The organism is Saccharothrix sp. NRRL B-16348, assembly GCF_001280085.1.
Classification (GTDB): Bacteria; Actinomycetota; Actinomycetes; order Mycobacteriales; family Pseudonocardiaceae; genus Actinosynnema.
The window spans coordinates 1-21428 of the sequence record NZ_LGED01000236.1 but is presented as its reverse complement, the minus strand read 5'-3'; the positions used below and the strand labels follow the sequence as shown (position 1 = coordinate 21428).

At 69.2% G+C, this 21428-nt stretch carries 23 protein-coding genes and 1 pseudogene; 8 read left to right on the top strand and 16 right to left on the bottom strand.

Annotated features, from left to right (window positions below):
• Position 1: 1 nt before the first annotated feature.
• Genes kdpB through kdpF form a run of 3 tightly spaced genes read right to left on the bottom strand, consistent with a single transcriptional unit; the run spans position 2 to position 3788 of the window.
• Positions 2 to 2068 (bottom strand): potassium-transporting ATPase subunit KdpB, encoded by a 2067-nt coding sequence (gene kdpB / locus ADK67_RS37105; protein ID WP_053721245.1) that lies wholly within the window; start codon positions 2066 to 2068, stop codon positions 2 to 4.
• Positions 2065 to 3687 carry a potassium-transporting ATPase subunit KdpA gene (kdpA, locus tag ADK67_RS37100; protein ID WP_053721244.1) on the bottom strand — a complete coding sequence of 541 codons (1623 nt, stop codon included), beginning with the start codon at positions 3685 to 3687 and terminating at the stop codon, positions 2065 to 2067. Before kdpA ends, kdpB begins: the two co-directional genes overlap by 4 nt.
• Positions 3687 to 3788 carry a K(+)-transporting ATPase subunit F gene (gene kdpF, locus ADK67_RS37095; protein ID WP_053721243.1) on the bottom strand — a complete coding sequence of 34 codons (102 nt, stop codon included), beginning with the start codon at positions 3786 to 3788 and terminating at the stop codon, positions 3687 to 3689. Before kdpF ends, kdpA begins: the two co-directional genes overlap by 1 nt.
• Positions 3789 to 4207: 419 nt before the next feature.
• Between kdpF and ADK67_RS37090 the strand changes: the two genes are divergently transcribed.
• Positions 4208 to 6193, top strand: a complete 1986-nt coding sequence (locus ADK67_RS37090; protein WP_053721242.1) for a hypothetical protein — start codon at positions 4208 to 4210, stop codon at positions 6191 to 6193.
• A 26-nt stretch (positions 6194 to 6219) separates the two neighbouring features.
• Positions 6220 to 6369, top strand: coding sequence for a hypothetical protein (locus tag ADK67_RS51600; RefSeq protein ID WP_197289797.1), 150 nt, complete (start codon positions 6220 to 6222; stop codon positions 6367 to 6369).
• 21 nt (positions 6370 to 6390) lie between these two features.
• Here ADK67_RS51600 and ADK67_RS37085 read toward each other — a convergent pair whose 3' ends face one another.
• The 3 genes from ADK67_RS37085 to ADK67_RS37075 form a co-directional block, all read right to left on the bottom strand.
• Positions 6391 to 7656, bottom strand: a complete 1266-nt coding sequence (locus ADK67_RS37085) for a glycosyltransferase (RefSeq protein ID WP_082404381.1) — start codon at positions 7654 to 7656, stop codon at positions 6391 to 6393.
• On the bottom strand, positions 7653 to 8258 hold the full coding sequence (locus ADK67_RS37080; RefSeq protein ID WP_053721241.1) for a TetR/AcrR family transcriptional regulator: 606 nt from the start codon (positions 8256 to 8258) through the stop codon (positions 7653 to 7655). The genes ADK67_RS37085 and ADK67_RS37080 overlap by 4 nt, the downstream gene beginning before the upstream one ends.
• 684 nt (positions 8259 to 8942) lie before the next feature.
• The gene (locus ADK67_RS37075; RefSeq protein ID WP_053721240.1) at positions 8943 to 9668 is read right to left on the bottom strand and encodes an SDR family oxidoreductase; all 726 of its coding nucleotides are present in this window, start codon (positions 9666 to 9668) and stop codon (positions 8943 to 8945) included.
• Positions 9669 to 9773: 105 nt separating this feature from the next.
• On the opposite strand from ADK67_RS37075, the gene ADK67_RS37070 reads away from it, so the two are divergent.
• Positions 9774 to 10613 carry a LysR family transcriptional regulator gene (locus ADK67_RS37070; protein ID WP_053721264.1) on the top strand — a complete coding sequence of 280 codons (840 nt, stop codon included), beginning with the start codon at positions 9774 to 9776 and terminating at the stop codon, positions 10611 to 10613.
• A 114-nt stretch (positions 10614 to 10727) separates the two neighbouring features.
• Here ADK67_RS37070 and ADK67_RS37065 read toward each other — a convergent pair whose 3' ends face one another.
• Entirely contained in the window at positions 10728 to 11054 is a 327-nt protein-coding gene (locus ADK67_RS37065; RefSeq protein WP_157621267.1) for a winged helix-turn-helix transcriptional regulator, read from the bottom strand.
• A 168-nt stretch (positions 11055 to 11222) separates the two neighbouring features.
• Here ADK67_RS37065 and ADK67_RS37060 point away from each other — a divergent pair, with 168 nt between their 5' ends.
• Complete coding sequence (locus tag ADK67_RS37060; RefSeq protein WP_053721238.1) at positions 11223 to 11525, top strand: DUF1330 domain-containing protein; 303 nt, start codon at positions 11223 to 11225, stop codon at positions 11523 to 11525.
• Positions 11526 to 11710: 185 nt separating this feature from the next.
• Positions 11711 to 11926: a hypothetical protein gene (locus ADK67_RS51595; RefSeq protein WP_157621264.1), complete on the top strand. Its 216-nt coding sequence runs from the start codon at positions 11711 to 11713 to the stop codon at positions 11924 to 11926.
• Positions 11927 to 12086: 160 nt separating this feature from the next.
• On the opposite strand, the gene ADK67_RS54875 is transcribed toward ADK67_RS51595, so the two are convergent.
• The gene (locus ADK67_RS54875) at positions 12087 to 12221 is read right to left on the bottom strand and encodes a hypothetical protein (RefSeq protein ID WP_269436121.1); all 135 of its coding nucleotides are present in this window, start codon (positions 12219 to 12221) and stop codon (positions 12087 to 12089) included.
• An 11-nt stretch (positions 12222 to 12232) separates the two neighbouring features.
• Between ADK67_RS54875 and ADK67_RS51590 the strand changes: the two genes are divergently transcribed.
• The 3 genes from ADK67_RS51590 (at position 12233) to ADK67_RS37050 (ending at position 15813) form a co-directional block, all read left to right on the top strand.
• Positions 12233 to 12376 (top strand): hypothetical protein, encoded by a 144-nt coding sequence (locus tag ADK67_RS51590; protein WP_157621261.1) that lies wholly within the window; start codon positions 12233 to 12235, stop codon positions 12374 to 12376.
• A gap of 43 nt (positions 12377 to 12419) precedes the next feature.
• Positions 12420 to 13640, top strand: a complete 1221-nt coding sequence (locus ADK67_RS37055; RefSeq protein WP_053721237.1) for a hypothetical protein — start codon at positions 12420 to 12422, stop codon at positions 13638 to 13640.
• Between the two features lie 487 nt (positions 13641 to 14127).
• Positions 14128 to 15813 (top strand): S8 family serine peptidase, encoded by a 1686-nt coding sequence (locus tag ADK67_RS37050; protein WP_082404379.1) that lies wholly within the window; start codon positions 14128 to 14130, stop codon positions 15811 to 15813.
• A 288-nt stretch (positions 15814 to 16101) separates the two neighbouring features.
• Here ADK67_RS37050 and ADK67_RS37045 read toward each other — a convergent pair whose 3' ends face one another.
• The 8 genes and pseudogenes from ADK67_RS37045 to ADK67_RS52960 form a co-directional block, all read right to left on the bottom strand.
• Positions 16102 to 16674: a hypothetical protein gene (locus ADK67_RS37045; RefSeq protein WP_231648537.1), complete on the bottom strand. Its 573-nt coding sequence runs from the start codon at positions 16672 to 16674 to the stop codon at positions 16102 to 16104.
• A 13-nt stretch (positions 16675 to 16687) separates the two neighbouring features.
• Positions 16688 to 16927 (bottom strand): DUF3289 family protein, encoded by a 240-nt coding sequence (locus ADK67_RS55500; protein WP_442974224.1) that lies wholly within the window; start codon positions 16925 to 16927, stop codon positions 16688 to 16690.
• A gap of 415 nt (positions 16928 to 17342) precedes the next feature.
• Positions 17343 to 17558, bottom strand: a complete 216-nt coding sequence (locus tag ADK67_RS51585; RefSeq protein ID WP_157621258.1) for a hypothetical protein — start codon at positions 17556 to 17558, stop codon at positions 17343 to 17345.
• Positions 17559 to 17617: 59 nt separating this feature from the next.
• Positions 17618 to 17800, bottom strand: a complete 183-nt coding sequence (locus ADK67_RS51580; RefSeq protein ID WP_157621255.1) for a hypothetical protein — start codon at positions 17798 to 17800, stop codon at positions 17618 to 17620.
• 67 nt (positions 17801 to 17867) lie between these two features.
• On the bottom strand, positions 17868 to 19106 hold the full coding sequence (locus ADK67_RS37040) for an MFS transporter (RefSeq protein ID WP_053721234.1): 1239 nt from the start codon (positions 19104 to 19106) through the stop codon (positions 17868 to 17870).
• A gap of 32 nt (positions 19107 to 19138) precedes the next feature.
• Positions 19139 to 20386: an ATP-grasp domain-containing protein gene (locus ADK67_RS37035; RefSeq protein ID WP_053721233.1), complete on the bottom strand. Its 1248-nt coding sequence runs from the start codon at positions 20384 to 20386 to the stop codon at positions 19139 to 19141.
• A complete protein-coding gene (locus ADK67_RS37030; RefSeq protein WP_053721232.1) occupies positions 20373 to 20762 on the bottom strand; it encodes a hypothetical protein in 390 nt (129 codons plus the stop codon). The genes ADK67_RS37035 and ADK67_RS37030 overlap by 14 nt, the downstream gene beginning before the upstream one ends.
• A gap of 113 nt (positions 20763 to 20875) precedes the next feature.
• Positions 20876 to 21428: pseudogene (locus ADK67_RS52960) on the bottom strand (ATP-grasp domain-containing protein); the annotation flags it as partial.

Sequence of the window (21428 nt, the reverse complement as noted above, 5' to 3'; positions counted from 1 at the left end):
GTCACCCGATTCCAGGGATGAGGCGGACGAGGAGGTCGATCAGCCAGATCCCGGCGAACGGCGTCACGATGCCGCCCAGCCCGTAGACCAGCAGGTTGCGCCGCAGCAGGGCGGAGGCGCTGGACGGCTTGTAGCGGACACCCCTCAGCGCCAACGGGATCAGCACGATGATGATCACCGCGTTGAAGATCACCGCCGAGAGGATCGCCGACTGCGGTGTCGCGAGCCTCATGACGTTCAGCTCGTCCAGCTGCGGGTGGATCGCGGCGAACATGGCGGGCAGGATCGCGAAGTACTTCGCCAGGTCGTTGGCCACGCTGAACGTCGTCAACGCGCCACGGGTGATCAGCAACTGCTTGCCGATCTCCACGATCTCGATCAACTTCGTCGGATCCGAGTCGAGGTCGACCATGTTCCCGGCTTCCTTGGCCGCCGAGGTGCCGGTGTTCATGGCCACGCCGACGTCGGACTGGGCCAACGCGGGAGCGTCGTTGGTGCCGTCACCGGTCATCGCGACCAGTCGGCCGCCCTCCTGCTCCTTGCGGATCAGGGCCATCTTGTCCTCGGGCTTGGCCTCGGCCAGGAAGTCGTCCACCCCGGCCTCGTCGGCGATCGCCTTGGCCGTCAACGGGTTGTCGCCGGTGACCATCACGGTGCGGATGCCCATCGCGCGCAGTTCGGCGAAGCGGTGCCGCATGCCCGGCTTGACCACGTCGGACAGCCGGATCACGCCGAGCACGACGTCGTTCTCCGCCACGACGAGCGGCGTGCCTCCGTCCTCGCTGATCCGGTCGACGATCCGATGGGTCTCGTCGGACGTGGTGAAGCCGCTCGCCGCGCCCTTGCGGATGCGGCGGCCGTCCAGGTCGATGCCGCTCATCCGGGTCTGCGCGCTGAACGCGATGAACTCGCCGGTCTTCTCGTGCTCGCTCGCCTCCGCCGACAGGCCGTAGCGCTCGACGCACAGTTCGACGATGCTGCGGCCCTCCGGAGTTCCGTCCGCCAGGCTGGACAGCCGCACGACCTCGGCGAGCACGCGTTCGTCGGCGCCGTTCACCGCGATGAACTCGGTCGCGCGACGGTTGCCCCACGTGATCGTGCCCGTCTTGTCCAGCAGCAACGTGTCGATGTCACCCGCCGCCTCGACCGCCTTGCCGGACGTGGCCAGCACGTTGCGCTGCACGAGCCGGTCCATGCCGGCGATGCCGATCGCGGACAGCAGCGCGCCGATCGTGGTCGGGATCAGGCACACCAGCAACGCGGTCAGCACGATCACCGACTGCCCGCCACCGGAGAAGATCGCGAACGGCTGCAACGCCACGACCGCGAGCAGGAAGATGATCGTCAACGTGGAGAGCAGGATCGTCAGCGCGATCTCGTTCGGCGTCTTCTGCCGCTCCGCGCCTTCGACGAGAGCGATCATCCGGTCCACGAACGACTCACCGGGCGTGGTGGTGATCTTCACGACCACCCGGTCCGACAGCACGGTGGTGCCACCGGTCACCGCGCACCGGTCACCGCCGGACTCCCGGATCACCGGAGCCGACTCGCCGGTGATCGCGGACTCGTCGACGGTCGCGATGCCCTCGACCACGTCACCGTCACCCGGGATCACCTCGCCCGCCTCGACGACGACCAGGTCGCCGATGCGCAACTCGGTGCCCGGAACGCGTTCCTCGGAACCGTCCTCGGTGAGCCGGCGGGCGACGGCGTCCTTCTTCGTCCTGCGCAACGAGTCGGCCTGCGCCTTGCCCCGGCCCTCGGCCACCGCCTCGGCGAAGTTCGCGAACAGCACGGTCGCCCACAGCCACGCGGCCACCGCGATGGTGAACGCACTCGGGTCGCTCACCGCGAAGACGGTGACCAGCAGCGAGCCGACCCAGACCACGAACATGACCGGGTTGCGCATCTGGTGGCGCGGGTGGAACTTGCGCAGCGCGTCCGGGAAGGACGTGATCATCTGCCGTGGGTTGAACACGCCCGCGCCGACCTGGTGGCCCAGGTTCTCCGCGTGACGTTCGCGGATCTCGTCGGGAGTCCGCTGCGGGTGTTCGGTCGTCGTGGTCACAGCAGGGCCTCCGCGATGGGACCGAGAGCGAGAGCGGGCACGAAGGTGAGCGCGGCGACCAGCACGATGCTGCCCGCCAGCAGGGTCGCGAACAACGGACCCGTGGTGGGCAGGGTGCCCGCCGTCTCCGGCACCTTCTTCTGCGCGGCGAGGGAACCTGCCAGCGCCAGCACCGCGATGATCGGGATGAACCGGCCGAGCAGCATGCAGACGCCCAGCGAGGCCTGGAACCAGTCGTTGGTGACCGTGATGCCGGCGAACGCGCTGCCGTTGTTGTTCGACGCCGACGCATAGGCGTAAAGGATCTCCGACAGCCCGTGCGAGCCGGGATTGTTCAGCGCCCCTTGTGTGCTCGGCAGGATGGCCGCGATCCCAGTGCCGACGAGCAGCACGGTCGGCATCGCCAGGATGGACACCGCGGCGGCGGTGACCTCTTTGCGCCCCAGCTTCTTGCCCAGGTACTCCGGCGTGCGACCGACCATCAACCCGGCCAGGAACATCGCGATCACGGCCATGACCAGGATGCTGTACAGGCCGGTGCCGACACCTCCCGGCGTCATCTCGCCGAACAGCATGTTCAGCATCGCGCCGCCACCACCGAGACCGGTGAAGCTGTCGTGCATCGAGTTCACCGCACCCGTGGAGGTGCCGGTGGTGGAGTTGGCGAACAGCGCGGAGGCCGGGACGCCGAAGCGGAGTTCCTTGCCCTCCAGCGGACGCAGTCCGTGCTCCTCGGCGGTCCAGATCACGGTGAGCATGGCGGCCCAGATCAGGCCCATGACGCCGAGCAGGACGTAGCCCTGCTTCCGGTTGCCGACGAGCGTGCCGAACGTCCGGGTCAACGACACCGGGATCACCAACAGCAGGAAGATCTCGATCAGGTTCGACCAGGCGTTCGGGTTCTCGAACGGGTGCGCCGAGTTGGCGTTGAAGATGCCTCCGCCGTTCGTGCCCAGCTCCTTGATCGCCTCCTGGCTCGCGGCCGGCGCGATCGCCACCTCCTGCCCGTCCACGGTGACGCCGGACTTCAGGCTCATCACCACGCCGAGCGCGACCAGCACGATCGCGAACACGAACGAGAGCGGCAGCAGGATGCGCACGACGCCGCGCACCAGGTCGACCCAGAAGTTGCCCAGCCGGTCGGTCCGGTGCCGCACGAACCCGCGCACCAACGCGACCGCCACCGCCATGCCGACCGCGGCGGAGACGAAGTTCTGCACGGTGAGGCCGACCATCTGCACCGTGTGCCCCAGCACCGTCTCCGGCACGTAGGACTGCCAGTTCGTGTTGGTCACGAAACTGACGGCGGTGTTGAACGCCATGCCGGGCGCGACCGAACCCCTGCCGAAGTCGAACGGCAGCAACGGCTGGAGCCGCTGCAACAGGTAAAGGAAAGCGACGCCGACGAAGGAGAACCCGAGCACGCCGAGCGCGTAGGTGCCCCAGCGCTGTTCGGAGTCGGGATCGACCCGTGCCGTGCGGTAAACCGCCCGCTCGACCTTGAGGTGCGTCGTGCTCGTGTAGACGCGGGCCATGTAGTCGCCGAGCGGACGGTGCACCACGGCCAGTGCCGCAATCAACAGACCGACCTGAACCAGACCGGCCACAGTCGGTGGCATCAGAACTTCTCCGGCCTGATCAGAGCGATGAACAAGTACACGATCAGCGCGAGGGCGAGGACGCCACCGACGACGTTCGCCACCACTCCCGTCCCGTTCACAGCTTCTCCAGTCCGCGCACCGTCAGCGCCAGCACCAGGAACACCCCGACCAGCAGCAACGCGTAGGCCAGATCGGCCATGAGCGCGCCCCTTCCCGACAACAGACCTCGAACCGCCCACGGCGGTCATGACCGGCACAGCGTGCGGCACGAATTCCACCGATCGGGTGGACCTGACGCCTCCTTGACGCACGCGAGCACGTCATTGACACGATCCTTACGCCCGCCGTGACGGCGGCCATGTGGCCTCATCGGACCAGCCCGGCCGTCTTTACGAAATCTTGACGGCCACAGTACGAATCCTGATGCGATTCAAATGGGTATTCATCAACACTCGTCCGGAGTGACGGTCGCTGTAAATCGCGCAGAACGGTCCTGCATGCTGTACGGCGCAACACCACCACGACAGGGGAATACGGCATGACCGACACACCAAAGCCCGCTGTACCGACACGCGTGGACAGCCCCGTCCGGCGGCCCGCGCCGTCGAGCACGTTCGGGCGTTGGCTGTTGGAGCACCGCGTGCAACCCGTGGTCGGCCCGGAGAGCACCGAGCAGCACGCCAAGCCGCACACGTGGTGGAAGGTCATGTGCCTCACCGGTGTGGACTACTTCTCCACGCTGTCCTACTTGCCCGGTATCGCGGCCTTGGCGGCCGGGGCGATCTCGCCGTTGGCGACGTTGCTGATCGTGGCGTTGACGCTGTTGGGCATGTTGCCGATGTACCGCCGGGTGGCGAAGGAGAGCCCGCGCGGCCAGGGGTCGGTGGCGATGTTGGAAAACCTGCTGCCGTTCTGGCGGGGCAAGCTGTTCGTGCTGGTCCTGCTGGGGTTCGTGGCCACGTCGTGGATCATCACGATCACCCTGTCCGCCGCCGACGCCTCCGTGCACGCGTTGGAGAACCCCCGCGTGCCCGACTTCCTGCACGGACAGGAAGTCCTGGTCACCGTCGTGCTGCTGCTGATCCTCGGCGGGGTGTTCCTGCTCGGGTTCAGCGAGGCGGTCGGCGTGGCGATCCCGCTGGTCGCGGTGTTCCTGCTGCTCAACGCGGTGGTCGTGGTCGCCGGGGTGGTCGAGGTGCTGGCCGAACCGGTCGCGCTCGACCGCTGGGTGGACGCGCTGACGTCCGGCGGCGGCGGGATCGGCGGTGTGATCGGCCCGGCGATCCTGGCGTTCCCGCTGCTGGTGCTGGGCCTGTCGGGTTTCGAGACCGGTGTCAGCATGATGCCCTTGGTCGCCGCCGACGGACGGACCGAGCAGGAGCGGCTGGACAACCGGATCCGCAACACCCGCAAGCTGCTCACCGCCGCCGCGGTGATCATGTCGGTCTACCTGCTGGCGACCAGCTTCGTCACCACCGTCCTGGTGCCCGTGGACGAGTTCCAGCCCGGTGGCGAGGCCAACGGCCGCGCCCTGGCCTACCTGGCGCACGAACTGCTCGGCGAGTGGGTCGGCACCGCCTACGACATCAGCAGCATCCTGATCCTGTGGTTCGCCGGCGCCTCCGCCATGGCCGGACTGATCAACATCGTGCCCCGCTACCTGCCCGCCTACGGCATGGCGCCCGACTGGACCCGCGCCATCCGCCCGGTCGTCCTCGTCTACACCGCCATCTGCATCCTGGTCACCATCGTCTTCAACGCCGACGTCAACGCCCAGGCAGGCGCCTACGCCACCGGCATCCTCGCGATGATGGTGTCCGCCTCCGTCGCGGTGACCATCTCCGCGGCACGTCGTCGGCAGCGTCGCTCCGCGATCGCGTTCACGATCCTCACCCTGATCATGCTCTACGCGTTGGTGGAGAACGTGATCGAGAAGCCCGACGGCATCACCATCTCGTTCTTCTTCATCCTGGGCATCATCGCGATCTCCCTGATCTCACGGGTCAGCCGCACCACCGAACTGCGCGCGGAACACATCGAGTTCGACGAACCCGCCCGCCGGTTCATCACCGACTCCATCGCCCACGACAACGCCCTGACCCTCATCGCCAACCGCCGTCAGGCAGGCGACGCGGCCGAGTACCGGGCGAAGGAAACCGAACAACGCCTCGCCAACCCGGTGCCCGGCGCGGCCGACGTGCTGTTCCTGGAGATCGACGTGATCGACCCCTCGGACTTCAGCGACGTGCTCAAGGTCCGCGGCGTCGAAGTCGAGGGACACCGCGTCCTGCGCGCCGAGAGCCCCGCCGCACCCAACGCCGTCGCCGCGATCCTCTTGGCGCTGCGTGACGCCACCGGTGTGCGCCCGCACTGCCACTTCGCGTGGAGCGAAGGCAACCCCCTCGGTCACCTCCTCCGCTATCTGATCCTCGGTCGAGGCGACACCGCCCCCGTCGTCCGCGAGATCATCCGCACCAGCGAACCCGACCCCGACCGCCGCCCCGGCATCCACGTCGGCGGCTGAAACCACCCAGACCGCCCTCACCCCACGTGACCGTTCGCGGCAACGCACAAGCCCTGCGCGCCCCGGAGAACGACATCCGCGACTGGATCAAGGCATGGAACGAGGATGATCCCAAGCCCTTCGTCTGGACCAAGGAGGCGGACGAGATCCCTCGACCGCCTCGCCTCATGTCTTGATCGAATTCCTGGCGCAGGACACTAGTGGACGAGGGCTTCCAGTGCGGTGACGGCGTCGCCCACCCCGTTCTCGGCACGCACGAGGTCACCGATCTCCGTGGCACGGCGCCGGATCTCCGGTTCGCGCACGGCGGCGGTCAGGGCGGTGGCGAGCGCGTCGGCGGTGAGCCGCTGCTGCCGCACTGGAGCCGGGGCGACGCCGAGGGCGTGCACTCGTTGTGCCCAGTGGGGTTGGTCGGCGACGAACGGGCACACCACCTGAGGCACGCCGGCAGCCAGCGCGGCACCGGTGGTGCCTCCTCCGCCGTGGTGCACCACGGCGGCCATGCGCGGGAACAAGTGGTCGTGCGGCGCCTGGTCGATGACGTGCACGTCGGTCGAACCGGTGGCGCTGATGCCGCCCCAGCCGGTGGCCAGCACGGCGCGGACGCCGGCTCGGCGCACGGCGTCGGCCACGGTGTGGCCGGTGCGCTCGGCGTCGCGGCCGGCCATGCTGCCGAAGCCGATGTAGACCGGCGGAGGTCCGTCGGCCAGGAACCGCTCCAATGTCCTGGGTGGTGTCCAGGGTCGGCTGGGCAGGTACCAGAAGCCCGTGGTGCGCACCTGCTGAGGCCAGCCGGGGTCGACCGGCGTGACGTGCCGGCTGAACGCCTGCAGCACCAGCCGGAGACCCCGGTCGGAGTCGTGCAGCAGGTCGTGGCCGTTGCGGCGACGTGGCAGACTCAGCTCCTCGACCCGCCAGCGGTCGGCGATGCCGGCGAAGGCGCGCAGAGTCGCGGAGACGGTCAGGTAGGTGGCCCGGTTCAGCGACTTGGGCATGCGTGGCAGCGGCACCATCGGGCAGGGGAACAGGCTGGTCGGCACCCAGCCTGGTTGGAAGGCCGCCACGGCGGAGGGCACGTCGAGCATTTCGGCGACGTGCTGGGCGGGCACCGACGGGGTGTGCACGACCACGTCGGCACGCGAGCGGCGGGCGATGCCGCCCAGGTCGTGCAGCACCCGCGCCATCAACGGTTTGATGCGGCGGGCGGTGCGCAGGGCGGTGATCTTGCCGCGCACGCCCCGGTAGCCGCCGTCGATCGCCTGCTTGACCACCGGGTCGTCCATGAGCCGGTTGGGACCCTCGTCCAAGGCCGCGAACTCGACGTCGTGCTCGGCGGCTGTCGCGGCGAACGACGCGGGCGCGGCCAACAACGCCTCGTGCCCGGCGTGGCGCAACGCGACGGCCAGCGCCAGCATCGGTTGCACATCCCCGCGAGTGCCGTGCGTGACCAGCAGCGCCCTCATCGCGCGCCCCCGTCCAGCTGGGTGAACGCCGTCAGCCAGCGCTCGTCGACGAACAGGCCCTTGGTGAGCATCTCCAGGCCCGCGCGGGCCGCCCTGGTGGCGGTCGCGGTCTCGGCCGGGTCACCGCCCAGCAGTCGACCGACCTGCTCACCGAGCACCAGCGGCGCGAGCTGCCACGACACGTAGACCGCGGCGCGTGCCCGCTCATCGTCGGTAGGACGCACCTGGCCGGCCTTCTCGCCGTCGGCCAGCCACCGTTGCGTGAGATCGACGATCCGGGTGAACAACGACGACGCGGCGTCGGTGCCGTCCAGCAACGCCCTGGCCAGGTAGCGGCGAGTCGGGGCGGCCGCGGCGAGCAGGTCGGCCAGGGCCGCCAGGTCGAGGTCGTCACCGGCTCCCATCGCGGCCAGCACGTAGTCGTCGCAGGCCTGCCGCAGCCCTTCCTTCGAACCGAAGTGGTGCACCACCAGCGCCGGCGACACCCCCGCGTCGGCGGCGATCGCCCGCATCGAGGCGCCCGCAACGCCGTCGTCACCGAAGCGGACGAGCGCGGCGTCGCGAATACGTGCTCGGGCGGTCAAGTCGGTCACTGAACGCATGTGCAGATGATTGAACAGTTGTTCAGCCATGTCGACCAGAGACGTCAGGTCTTGATGCGATCTTTGCGCCCACCGCGTTACCTGTACCGCCAGATGGGCCTGCTGACCCGACTCGCCCTCACCGCACCGTCAGCCCACTGAGAACCGGAACCGGACTCCGAGCGTGGAACCGAGGGGAGGTGAATAAGGATGTGTGCCCAACTCGTGCACGACGTTCTGTGGTCAGGGTGCAAAGGGTTGCATCGGGCTGCCGACTGGCTGCAGCGAGTTCCGTGGCCCGCTGACTCGCTCAGGTGCGCCGTGCAGCAGACCCGGCGGTTGACCGCCGATCTCGCCGACGCGCTGGCCAACCAGGCACAGGCCCTTCCGGTGCGCGAGACGCTGTCCGACCAGCGCCCCGGCAACACTCCGGTCGACCAGACCATGCGGGCGCCGAGGAACCGCTCGACGAAGTCCTGGAGCGCGTCACGGCCACAGCCGCCCGCGCCATCCCCGACGCCGACGCGGCCACGATCACCGTTCTCACCGGAAACCAACCCCGCACCGCGGCTTGGACCGACGAGCGGTCGGTCGACATCGACAAGCAGCACTACGCCGCCGACCGCGGCCCCTGCGCGTTGCCAACGGTAGCGGGCTGCACCCGATCCCGGATCGGGTCCACGATCCACCGCCCGCCGGTGCGGTTCACCAGGGCACTGTTCCGGCGTCGTCGAAGAATTCGCCGGTCGGTCCGTCGTCGGGCAAGGTCGCGAGGTGAATCGCGATGGCCGCCCCCTGCTGTGGTGTGCGGAGGCCTCGGAAGCCGTTGAGGTCGGTGGCGGTGAAACCGGGGCAGCCGGAGTTGACAAGGATGTTGGTGTCGCCCAACTCCTTGGCGTATTGGATGGTGAGGGCGTTGAGGAAGGTTTTCGAGGCCAGGTAGGCGGAGGGAACAGGGCCCATGTCGATGCCGGGTGTGGTTTGCAGGGCGAGTGAGCCGACGGTGCTGGACATGTTGACGATTCGCGGTGAGGCCGAGGCGCGCAGCATCGGCAGCATCGCGTTGGTGACCCGGATGGCCCCGATCACGTTGGTTTCCACGACGATTCGCACGGTCGCAGGATCGACCGTGGTGGGTGTCTGCGGCGCGCCGCCGGCGATCGCGGCGTTGTTGACCAGGACGTCGAGCCCTCCGGCGTGACCGGCGATCAACTCGGCCGCAGCGGCCACACTCGCGTCGTCTGTCACGTCGAGCGGCACACCGAACGCGTCCGTCCCGGCCGCGCGCAGCTTCTCCACCGCGGTGTCGCGGCGATGTCGATCCCGCGCGCCCACACCGATTCGCCAGCCGAGGGCGCCCAGGCCCGCGGCGATCTCGTAACCGATCCCCTTGTTCGCGCCCGTCACCAGCGCGATCGTCTGTTCACTCACACCGCCGATCCTGCTGCGACTCAGGCTGCGGCGTCCAAGACCGGCCGGGTGGGCAGCGATACCGCGAGGGTATTGGTCGTGGTCAGCGCCGGATACGATGAGCTGGTGGAGACGCGGGAGTTGCGATACTTCGTCGCCGTCGCCGAGGAGTTGCACTTCGGCCGGGCGGCACAACGGCTCACGATGGCGCAACCACCGCTGTCGCGGGCGATCCAGCAGCTCGAACGGCGGCTCGGAGTCGTTCTGCTGCACCGCACCGCTCGCGCCATCGCTTTGACCGACGCCGGGTCGGTGCTGCTGAGGGAGGCCCGGACCGCGCTCGACGCGGTCGAAGCCGCCGAGCGTCGCACCCGCCGCGCCGCTGCCGACCAGCCCGGTGTGGTGCTGGCCGCCAAGGCCGGAGCGTCCAGGGAACTGTTGTCGAAGCTGCTGGACGCCTACGCCGCTGAACCGGGCGCCGTGGCCGTCGAGGTGATGCTGTGCGGGCCCGGCGAGCCGGAGAATCTGCTGCACAAGGGGCGCGCCGACGTTGCACTGCTCCACCGGCCTTACGACACGACAGCCGGATTCGACTCCGAAGATCTGCACACCGAGCAGCAGGTCGCGGTCCTGCCCGCGGGTCATCCCCTCGCCAACCGGGCGAATGTGTCGTTGGCCGAGGTCAACGCCCTGACGGACCTGCCCCTGCCCCGCTGGCCCGGACGGGATGGCAGCTATCCGGACGGCCCCGGCCCGCAGGTGCGCGACCACACCCAACTGTTCCAACTGATCGCGCTCGGGTTGGCCTGCGCGGTCGTTCCCGAGTCGCTGCGAAACCAGCTAAGCGACGATCACGCCATCGTGCCCATGCCAGACGCACCAACCGTCACGACCGTCATCGCCTGGCCACCACACAGTAAATCCAAAGCCGTTGCCAAGCTGGTCCGCACCGCGACACGGCTCTAACCGACACGGCTACGCCACCACCGCTCGTCGCCGGAGCAGGCCGCCGCGTCGGCGATGGTGGCCGAGGCCAAAGCGCCGCGGTCGAAGACGGTGATCTCGGCGCGCGGACCGCTGTCAGGACCGGTTGTGCCGGCCGTCGTCGGCACCCTCGGCGGCAGCGGGCGGGGCGTCGGCAAGCTCGGCAGCCCACCGCCGCGACCACTCGATGACCGGACCGAGGGACTCGCGGGCGTCGTGGCCGAGCGGGGTGAGGGTGTAGTTGCCGTCGCTCAGCACCTCGGCGAGCCGAGCCTCTTGGAGCTCTGTGAGCCGTTGCTGCAGGACGCTTGACGACATGCCGTCGCAGCGCCGCTGCAGGAGCCGGAAGCCGAGCGGCTCGTTCCCCAGCTCCCAGATGATGCGCAGAGTCCAGCGGCGCCCGAACAGGTCCAGTGCCGCCATCAACGATCGTCCCGTGGTGGAACCACGGACCGGCCGGCCCGGCATGGGCGTCGGCGACGCGTTCATGACTCTCCGTCAACTCTTGTGCTTCGGATTTCGAATCGGTAGTTTCGCACACCTCGGCAGTGCTTCGAAATCCGAAGCACTCATCCCAACACTGGAGGTTCCATGCCCACGGGCTACTGGGTCAGCGTCTACCCCACCATCGATGCCCCCGAGAGGCTTGGTGTCTACAACGAACTGGCCGGTGTGGCAGTCAAGGCCGCAGGCGGGCGGGTGCTCGCCGGCGTCGGCAGCCGGGTTGTCGCACACGAAGCCGGAATCGCCGAGCGCGTTGTCCTGATCGAGTTCGACAGCTTCGAACAGGCCGTCGCCGCGTACGAGAGTGCGGCCTACCAGGAGGCGCTGGCCGAACTCCCCGACGGCTTCGAGCGCGACTTCCGCATCGTCGAAGCCTCAGCGATGCGATGACAACGAGGGCTCCAGGCCTCAGGGCACGCGGTCGAAGCAGTTGAGGCAGCGCGGAACCGGTCATGGCGTCAGTGTCGCCAGTACCTTGCCAGGGTCACGCGATTTCGCCGGTCCTCCGCCCCGGCGCAGGCACTTCTCGCTGCGGATGCGGGCTCCCTTGCGGCGCTGCCCACGAAAATATCCGGATGGCGGGTGTCGGTGTCGCGCCAGCACAGGTAGGCCCGCAGGGCGCGAGTCCGGAGGGTGTGGTTGCGGTGGTGGGAGTTGGCGACGCCGAACTGCCGCCAGTGGCCCGAAGCGGGCCGCAGGATTGCCTGTCCGGCGTGTTCGTGATCAACCAGGCCTGGCTCCTCGATCACCACCACGGACGCACCGAAGGCGTGAACACCAAGACGAGCTGATCAAGCGCCAGGTGTACGGAAGAGCCAGCTTCGACCTTGTCCACCACCGCATCCTCCTCGGGTGACACCACCGAAAGTGCGCCAGAGCCGATTGCGAGATAGACCCGATCCCGGTGCCGGAGATGCAGGGCCCGGATTGCCACTACTTCTACCTGGACGACTACTCCACCAGTTCGACGGCCGGGTTCTGCTCGTGGAGCGGCCTCCCGCCGAGCCTGGCCACCGGCTGCCGGGCCGCGACGCCCACCGAGCGCAACAACGCCGTGCCCAGCCAGTCGCTGCCGACCCTCGGCACGGGGCGCGATCATGGACCCGGCGGACCTGAACTCGTTGCGTGCGGCCAAGTACAACCAGTACCAGTCGTCGCGCAACGTCCAGGCGATCAGCCGCCTGCTCGGCAAGGCCAAGCTTCCTCGACCTGCGCGGCGAGGGCTGGTTCGGGCGGACTGACCGCGCGGGCGACTCCGAAGCCCTGTGGGCCAACCTCCAGTCGGTGTTCAAGGCCGTCGACAAGATCCAGCTCGCGGGCGCGAACGCCTACCAGCCCCAGGTCGCGGTGTTCGTGGACGACCTCTCGCCGAACTACCAGGCAGCCCTGACGCCGGCGGGTGAGGCCACCTACGGGTTCGCCGTCGACCAGCTGCCCAACCTGGCGGAGGACTTGGCACGGATCGGCACGCCGGTCCGGCACTACCTGCTCAGTGACCTCACCAAGGGCAACCTGGACCTCAGCGCGATCAAGCTCGCCGTCCTGCCCAACGCCTACGTAGTGCCCTCCGCGGTGCGTTCGGCGATCAACACCAAGCTCAAGACGCCCGGCCGCACCGTGTTGAGCTTGTACGCCGCCGGCTACGTGCAGGACGACCAGGCCGCCTCGACCGCGTCGATGGCCGCGCTCACCGGCATCACCGTCGCCAAGGGCTCCGGGACGCCCTTGTTGGCCCAGAACTACTCGTTCGCGGGCCAGAGCGGTGGTCCGGACTACCCGCTCACCCCGTGGTTCACCGTCAACGACCCGGCCGCAACTACCCTCGGTACGTACCAGGCGGGCGGGGCGTCGTTGGCGCGCAAGGCGATCCCGGTCGCGGGCGGCAGCTACACGTCCGTGTACGCCGCCGCGCCCAGGCTCCCGTTGGCCGCGCTGCGCAAGATCAGCGAAGACGCGGGCGTGCACCACTTCGCGCCCGTCGGCGACGCGGTGGAGGCCACCGGCAACATGCTGGCGGTGCACGCCGGCACCTCCGGCGTGAAGACCTTCCGGTTGCCGCAGACCATGCCGCGCGTCTACGAGACGGCGCTCTACCCCAATGACGTCGAGGCGTGCCGCAACTGCTCGCAGCTCGTCAACCAGTCGATCAACGCGGGCGACACCCGCGTGTACCGCTGGACGTCCCCGCCACGCGGCAACTTCGAACTCATCACCGGGTCCACCGTGGAGGGCTGGGCGTTCGACCCGGACCTGTCCGCGGCATCCTCGGCGGTCGCCGCCTACCGGGGCGGTCCGGCGGGCGTGGGCACCTACCTCGGGGAGTTCCCCACCTCCACCAACCGCCCGGACGTGAACTCCTACTTCGGCGGCATCACCGGCGTACACGGCTTCCGGTTCGCCGTGCCGGGCTGCACGCCCGGCACGCAGGTCCACCTCTACGCCCTCGACCCCGAGGGCGGCAACGGCGACGGCAGCACCTATCTGGGGCCGCGCTCCTGCACGTGACGCCACACCGGTCGGCGCGTCCCCGGCTCGCGGTCCGGGACGCGCCCACGGCCGTCGACCGGTCGCCGTCCACCAGGTCATCCCGTGCCGGTCTGGGCCGCTGCGGTGCCCGTCGAGGTCGGCGAGCGTGGGGCGACGTGCCTCGCGGTGGCCGAGCGGTGATCAACCCTCGCTATTCCACGCGATCGGTGCGCGGAAGGGCATGTGACGAGTTCGCCCCGACGTCGGCAATCGGAAGCACGAATGACCCGAACAGCCGGATCGTCGATCACCCCCACGAACAAGGCCGAGGTCAGAGCGGTGCAACCTGCGAGAACACGACACTCCGCAGTATTGCGCCCAGGTACCGGATTCCGACGAAAGACTCCTGACCACCGCCCGTTTCCTGTGTCAGGGTGTCGCCACCCATCCGATCCGGGCATGAGGAGACAACGTGAGACCTCACAGACTTATCCGCCCCGCGCTCGCGGCGGCGAGTGCGGCGGCGATGCTTGTGGCGGGCGTCCAACCGGCGTTGGGTCAGCAGGGGACTGCCGACTACACCGTGCTGGTGGAGGTCGGCGCGACCGGTCAAGCGGCACGTGCCGCCATCCGGGCCGCGGGTGGCCGGGTGACCGCGGAGAACACCGCGGTCGGCACGCTGACCGTGAGCGCACCGGCCACCGGCTTCGTGCAGCGCGTCACCGCCTCCGACGCGGTGTTCGGCGCCGCCCCGGTGACACCGATCGGGCAGCTTCCGGGCAGCGGCAACCGCAGCGCCCGGGAATGGCACGAGGTGGAGAGCGAGCACGTCGGGGCGGCGAAGGTGGCCACTCCCAAGGCCGCACCCAAGGCCGCACCCTCTGCCACGACCGGTCTGGATCCCCTCGACGACGCCCTGTGGGGCCTGCGCCTGGTCCGGTCGGACATCGCCCGGGTTCGGCAGGCCGGTGACCGGCGTGTCTACGTCGGCGTGCTGGACACCGGGGTCGACGGCACGCACCCGGACATCGCGCCCAACTTCAACCGGGTGCTGTCCCGGAACTTCACCATCGACATCCCGAACGACAGCACCGGCGGCGTGCTGGACGGGCCGTGTGAGTTCCGCGGTTGCGTCGACCCCGCCGACCACGACGACGGCGGCCACGGCACGCACGTCGCGGGCACCATCGGCGCGGCGGCCAACGGCTTCGGCGTGTCCGGTGTCGCGCCGAACGTGTCGCTGGTCAACATCCGCGGCGGGCAGGACTCCGGCTTCTTCTTCCTGCAACCGGTGGTGGACGCGTTGACCTACGGCGCGGACGTCGGCCTCGATGTGATCAACATGTCGTTCTTCGTCGACCCTTGGTACATGAACTGCACGGCCAACCCGGCCGACAGCCCCGAGGCGCAGATCGCCCAGCGGACCACGATCGCCGCGATCCAGCGCGCGTTGAACTACGCGCACGGCAAGGGCGTGACACTGATCGGCGCCGGCGGGAACAACCACGAGGATCTCGGCAGCCCGCGGACCGACCAGTCCAGCCCGAACTACCCGCCGCGCTCGAGCTACCCCCGCCCGATCGACAACGCGACGTGCCTCAACCTCCCGACCGAGGGCGACCACGTCATCTCGGTCTCCGCGCTCGGCCCGTCGACGCTCAAGGCCGACTACTCGAACTACGGCACCGAGCAGACCGCCCTGTCGGCTCCCGGCGGCTACTTCCGCGACGGTCTGGGCACCGACTGGTACCGGACGAACGAGAACCTGATCCGCTCCGCCTACCCGCGCAACGTCGCGCTCGGCGCCGGCAACATCGACGCCGACGGCAACATCACCCCGGCGGGCCTCGCGGCCGGCGTGGCCAAGTACTGCGACGGCTCCACCTGCGGCTACTACCGCTACGCCCAAGGCACCTCGATGGCCGCTCCGCACGCCTCGGGCGTGGCCGCGCTGGTGGTCAGCCAGTACGGCAAGCACGACCGGTCGCACCCCGGCACGCTGACGCTGTCGCCGGACAAGGTCGAGCAGGTGCTGTACAAGACGGCCACGCCGAGGGCGTGCCCGGAGCCGCGGACGGTGTCCTACGAGAACGTGGACAGGCCGGCCGAGTTCACCGCGACCTGCGTCGGGGACGCGACGTTCAACGGCTTCTACGGCCACGGCATCGTGGACGCTTACGGCGCCGTGACGCGCGGCGGCGACTTCCTCTGACCTGACGCGGGAACGCCCGCCATCCCGAGGACGGGCGTTCCCGCGAACCGGTCAGCCGTTGCCGTCCACACCCCGGTAGGAGCCACTGGTGACACCGTCGGCGCCGCCGGCTCCATGCGGGCCGAGTCCATGCTGGCGATCCCCGGGGACCACCACCCGGCTCCCCAACGAGACTGGCGGCACATGGAGCCGATACGCCCCAGGAGGTCACGGAAGGTCAGCGGGCTGGACTCCTCGGGGAACCGTCGACAGCTGATTACGCGAGTCCACCAGTACCGAGGGCTCCTCCTACGGGAACTGTTCCCCCTCGCGGCCGACATCGTCGATCGGGCCGAGGATCGTCCAGCCGGGCCCGAGGGTGCGGGTGGAGCGGAAGCCGTGGGCGTCCGCGTACTCCTCGGCCTCCTCCGCGGTGTCCTCGGGGGCGCTCATGATCGTGTAGCGCGGGGGATCCTCGTGGTAGAAGCGGTAAAATATGCGGCCCTCGTCCTTGGACTGGTAGAGGATCACGCTGACGCCCCTGAGGGCGTCGTACACCTCCTGGTCGCTCGGGGGCGTCGTCGTGCACGTGTCGGAGGGGCGGCCGGGCTCGCGGACGCAGGTTCGGTACTGGCTCCAGTCGATGCGTTCGGCGCGGGGGTGTTCCGCGATCAGCTTCCGCATCCGGGCATCGGCGCGGGCGAAGGCGTCCTCGTGGCGGTCGTACTCCTGCTGCAGTCGGTTGAAGCGCTGCTCGTCGAGGCCGCTGCCGAAGTGGGCCTCCAGGCCCGCGAGGACGGCGACCCACCAGGCCAGGCACCCGGCCGTCACGACGAGCAGCGTGACGACCAGGACCCGGCCCGGCGAGCGCTTGTGGGGCATCAGGTCGGCGAGGTCAGAACGTGCCGCTGACGGGGATCTCGACGTCCGCCTGCGCGATCGCCGGGGGGTGCTTCCCGTCGAACCGGTCATAGTGCTGGAGCGTAAACCAGTCGATGAAGCCGTACTCCGTGATCTCGTCGTCCGGGTCGAGACCGAAGTGGTCGTAGGAGTGGAAGACGAGCTTGCCCGAGAAGGAGTTGCCCTCGACCTTGTAGTCCTTCAGCGCGATCGTGTGGCCGTGGAACTGGTGGATCGCGATGGAGAGGGCGCGCTGGCTGGCGTCCCAGGAGGAAGTTCGTGGAGAGATCCTCCTGAACCTTGAGCTGATCGGTGTACGCCTTCTCCTGTGGTGAGGCGCCGACGGCGCGGGAGAGGGCCGTGCCGGAGCCGCGGTAGAGGTAGCGGCCGGGGTCGAAGTTGTCGTCGACGGACTGGGCGTAGTCGGCGTCGGCGCCGAGCTTGCCGAAGTTCATGATGTCGTTGAACTCGGCCCACATCCAGGACTCGGGCGTGATGCGGGCGACCCAGAACTCCCAGCCGAGGTCGGTGAGTTCGTCGAAGTTGTAGTCGTTGAAGGTGGGGTCGTCGGCGACGCGCGGGTCGGCCGGACGGGCGGGTGCTGGGGGTCGGGGCCTTACGGTGGCCCTCGAGGAAGGCCGACTGGTGGATCAGCAGTGATGGGCGTCGTTGAGCCAGATCACCGTCCGCGGCGCGACGAAGGGCAGTCCCGCCAGGCACGCCTCGGCGCGTTCGGGGTTGATCGGGTGCCACAGCCGCCAACCGGGTGGCAGGCCGCGCACCGCCTCCCAACACGCCCGCGTCTTGCCGGTCGAGCACGTTGAAACACCGCTGTCCACCAGGAGGCGGTACTCGATTACGCCCACCGAACCCCGGACCCATCGCACCGCATACGCAGAATTGCGGACGGTTCCAGCCGTCGCGGTCAGGTGGTCGGCACGCTCCACGTCTGGTTCGGGCCGCCGACGCAGTCCCACACCTGCAACTGACGGGTGCAGTTGACCGCCGAGCAGCAGACCGGCGCGGCGGTGCTGCTCGGCGACGCCTCGGCGATCATCCGCGCCCAGGGCGCAGCCGGCCGCGCGGCCCAAACCGTGCTCGCGGGCATCCGGGTGTCCACGCGGGCCGGTGACGGTCCGGACGGTGGCCCGCCGCCCGAGTCCCGCCACGAGCGGTCAGGTTTGGGGGACCGGCTGGTCGGTGGGGATTTTCTGCTTCGTGGCCACGAAACCGATCGCCGCCGCGACGAGCGACAGCACGCCGAGCACGGGCCACACGGCGTGGCCGATTTGGACGAACAGGAACCCGCCGACGATCGGCCCGGTCGCGGTGCCGAGTCCGAAGACGAACTGGAAGCTGCCGATGTACCTGCCCTTGAGGTGCGAGGGGGCGATCACACCGGGGTACGAGAACACCACCGGTCCGCCGATGATCTCGGCCAGCGTCCACAGCAGCGTGCCGAGGATGATCACGGCCGGGCCCAGCGGCAGGCCGTAGGCGGCCACGCCCAAACCAAGCAGCACGAAGCTCGTCACCACCACGATCTTGGCGGGCAAGTTCTGCGTCCACTTGGTCACCAGCAGCTCGAACATGATCACCACCGCGCCGTTGAGCGCGACCGCGAACGTGTACCAGAAGATCGGCACCCCGGACTTCTGCACGTCCAGGGGCAGCGTGGACAAGTACTGCATGTACACCACGCCGTTGATGAACACCATCAGCAGGAACGCCAAGTATCTGCGGTCGCGGAACACGTCGGCGTAGCCGCCGGTCGCGGCCGCGACGTCGGTGTCGCCGGAGCGGATGCGCTTCTCCTCCTCCCTGGACGGCAGCACGAGGTGCGCCAACACCGCGTAGGTCACCGCGATCAGCGCCTCGCCCCAGAACAGCAGGTGGTAGCTGTCGCCGCCCCAGTGGTACAGGGCCAACCCGATCAGCGGCGCGGCGGTCGTGCCGAGGTTCAGGCCGAAGCGGTACATCGCGAAGATCATGACCTGGCGGTCGTCCTCGGTCAGCTCGGACAGCAGCGTCGCCGACGCCGGCCGGTAGACCTGGGAGACCGCGCCCACCAAGGCGACCGCGGTCATCAGCAGCGGGTAACCGGGCAGGTAGAGCAGCGCCGCGACGAGCGCGGCGGACCCCGCCATGCTGACCACCGTCGAGTTCCGCGCGCCGAGCCGGTCGGCGAGCACGCCGCCGATGAGCACGCCGATCACGCTGCCGACGCCGTACACGCCCAGCGCGGTGGCCGCCTGCCCGTCGGAATAGCCCTTCGCGGTCAGGAACAACACCAGGAAGATGTTGAGGAAACCACCGACCTTGTTGACGAAGACGCCACCCAGCACCGCCTTCACGGCCACCGGCGACTCGACGAACGTGCTCCAGATACCTGCCGACCTGTCTTCTGTCGCCATCACTTCACATCTCTCGGGGGTGTGCGGGAATCTCAGGCGGGCTTGACGTCGAACGCGGCTTCGGCCTCGGCCAACCGGGCGGCGACCTGGGCGCGCGAGTCGCCGGTGGCTATGGCGAACGCGATGCGGCCCCACACCGTGCCCTTGGGCGGCGGCGAGACGACGGTCCCGGGCTCGGCCACCACGACGACCCGATCCATGCCGTCGGGCAACGCGTCCTCGGCGAACCCGAGGGAACCGATCGTCGTGTCCTCCTCGGCCACGTAGAAGAACCGGATCCCGGCGACTCCGGCACGCGTGGGCGTCAGGTCGACGGGCCTGCCGGTCGCCGCCGCCGCCGCGACCAGACCGGGGTCGATGCCGGTCGCGAGCGAACCCAGGTACGGGATCAGGTCGCCGCCGAGGCGGCCGTTGACCTCGATGACCTTGGGACCGGACGCGGTGAGCATGAACTCCGAGTGCGTGACGCCGTCGGTGAAGCCCAACGCCTCGTGCGTCCACTGCAACGCCTTGAGCAGGGCGGGGTCACCGAGCAGCGGGTCGGCGGCGTCGACGAAGTGCCCGACCTCCTCGGCGTAGGGCGGGTAACCGATCACCTTGCGGCCGATGAACAGCGGGGTCACCTCGCCGTCGCGCACCACCGAGTCGACGCTGATCTCCTCGCCGGAGACGAACTCCTCCACCAGGACCGGCTGGTCGGTGTCGAACACGACCGGCTCGGGTCCTTCCGCGTTCCGGGTGAACGCGAAGTTCGCCCGCAACTGCTCCTCGTCCGCCACCTTTATCACGCCGAGGCTGGCGCCCAGGCCGCGCGGCTTGAGGATCGCCGGGTAGCCGACCACCCCGGCGGCGGCCACCGCGTCGTCCACGGTCTTCACCGGGATGGACCGGGGTTGCGCCACGCCGGCGGCAGCCAGCGTGGCGCGGGTCTGCCCCTTGTCACGCAGCCGCCACACCACCGCCGGGTCGCCGTTGCGGGCGCCGACGGCCTGCGCGACGAACGCGGCGGCGTGGATGCGGGCCTCGTCCCAGCACAGCACGCCCGCGATCGCCTCGCGTTCGGCCAACGCGGTCGCGGCGCCGGCCATCGCCGGACCGTCCATGGTGTTGGGCAGGACGGTCCAGCCCGCGACGTACTCCTTCTCCCACTCGGGCGCGGTGCTCAGGAACAGGTGGACGCGGTACTCGGCGCTGATCGAGCGCAGCAAGTACTCGCGGTAGGTCCGCATGCCGGTGGCGACCACCAGCAGCAACGGGCGGGTGTCCTCAGGTGCGGTCATGTGGCGCTGCCTCGTTCCTGGCCGGCGTCCAGCCGGTGTGCGGGGTGGGGATTTCCTCGATCACGGACACTCCGACGGACGCGTGCGCGCCGAAGCGCTCCCACACCTCGTCCAGTCGGATCCGGCCGTCGTCCAGCACGTTCGGGGTGCTGCGGCAGCGTCCGGAGACCACCTCTCCGTCGTCGAGCACCATGCAGTAGGCGAAGTCCAACGTGCCATCGGGCCCGGCGGTCCCGGTGAGCGCGCCGCGGCGTGCCCGGCCACCCAGGAACTCGCCCCACAGCAGGTCGCCGTTCTGGTGGTAGACCGCGACCCGGCTCTCCTCGGGCTCACCGTCGGCGACCGGCCGGAACCTCTTGCCGTCGTAGTTGATCACGTTCGTGGCTCCCCACGCAGTTCGAGCGCGCAGCACTGGCGCTGCCGCCGGATTCGAGCAGTTCGGCAAGGCCCGGCACCACGAGTGACGTGGTGCCGGAGCCCGGGAAAGAGCTAGCGGAAGGAGACTTCGATCTTGGCTGCGTAGTCGTTCATCAGGGCGAAGGCGTCGGCTTCCGAGGTGCCGGTGGCGCCGAGGAAGCCGATGATGGTGTTGCCGTCCGGTGGGCGTTTGACGACGTCGCCCGGTCGTGCGGTGATCTTGAGCAGGAAAACGCGGTCGGAGGTGGACACCTCGTCGGGCACGCGCACCTCGCGTACGACGCCGGCGTCGGAGATGAGGCACATCGCGGCGATGTGCGTGCCGGTGGGCCGGAAGTGGCGGACGTCGGGCCGTCGGCCGGCGGCGATGTCGACCACGGCCGCGATCGGGTCGTGTTCGGCGGTGATGCGGGCGATCATGTCCAGTCCGCCGCCGCCGACCCGGGCCGCGATCTCCAGCAGGTACGGCCTGCCGTCGTGGAAGCGGACCTCGGCGTGCATGACGCTGTTGGTGAGGCCCTGCGCGAGCGCGCCCGCCGTGACGACCTCGTGCACGGCTTTCAGGTCGTGCGGGCTCATCGACGTCGGCGCGTGGTGCACGTCGTCGTCGAACGTCCCGCCCTCG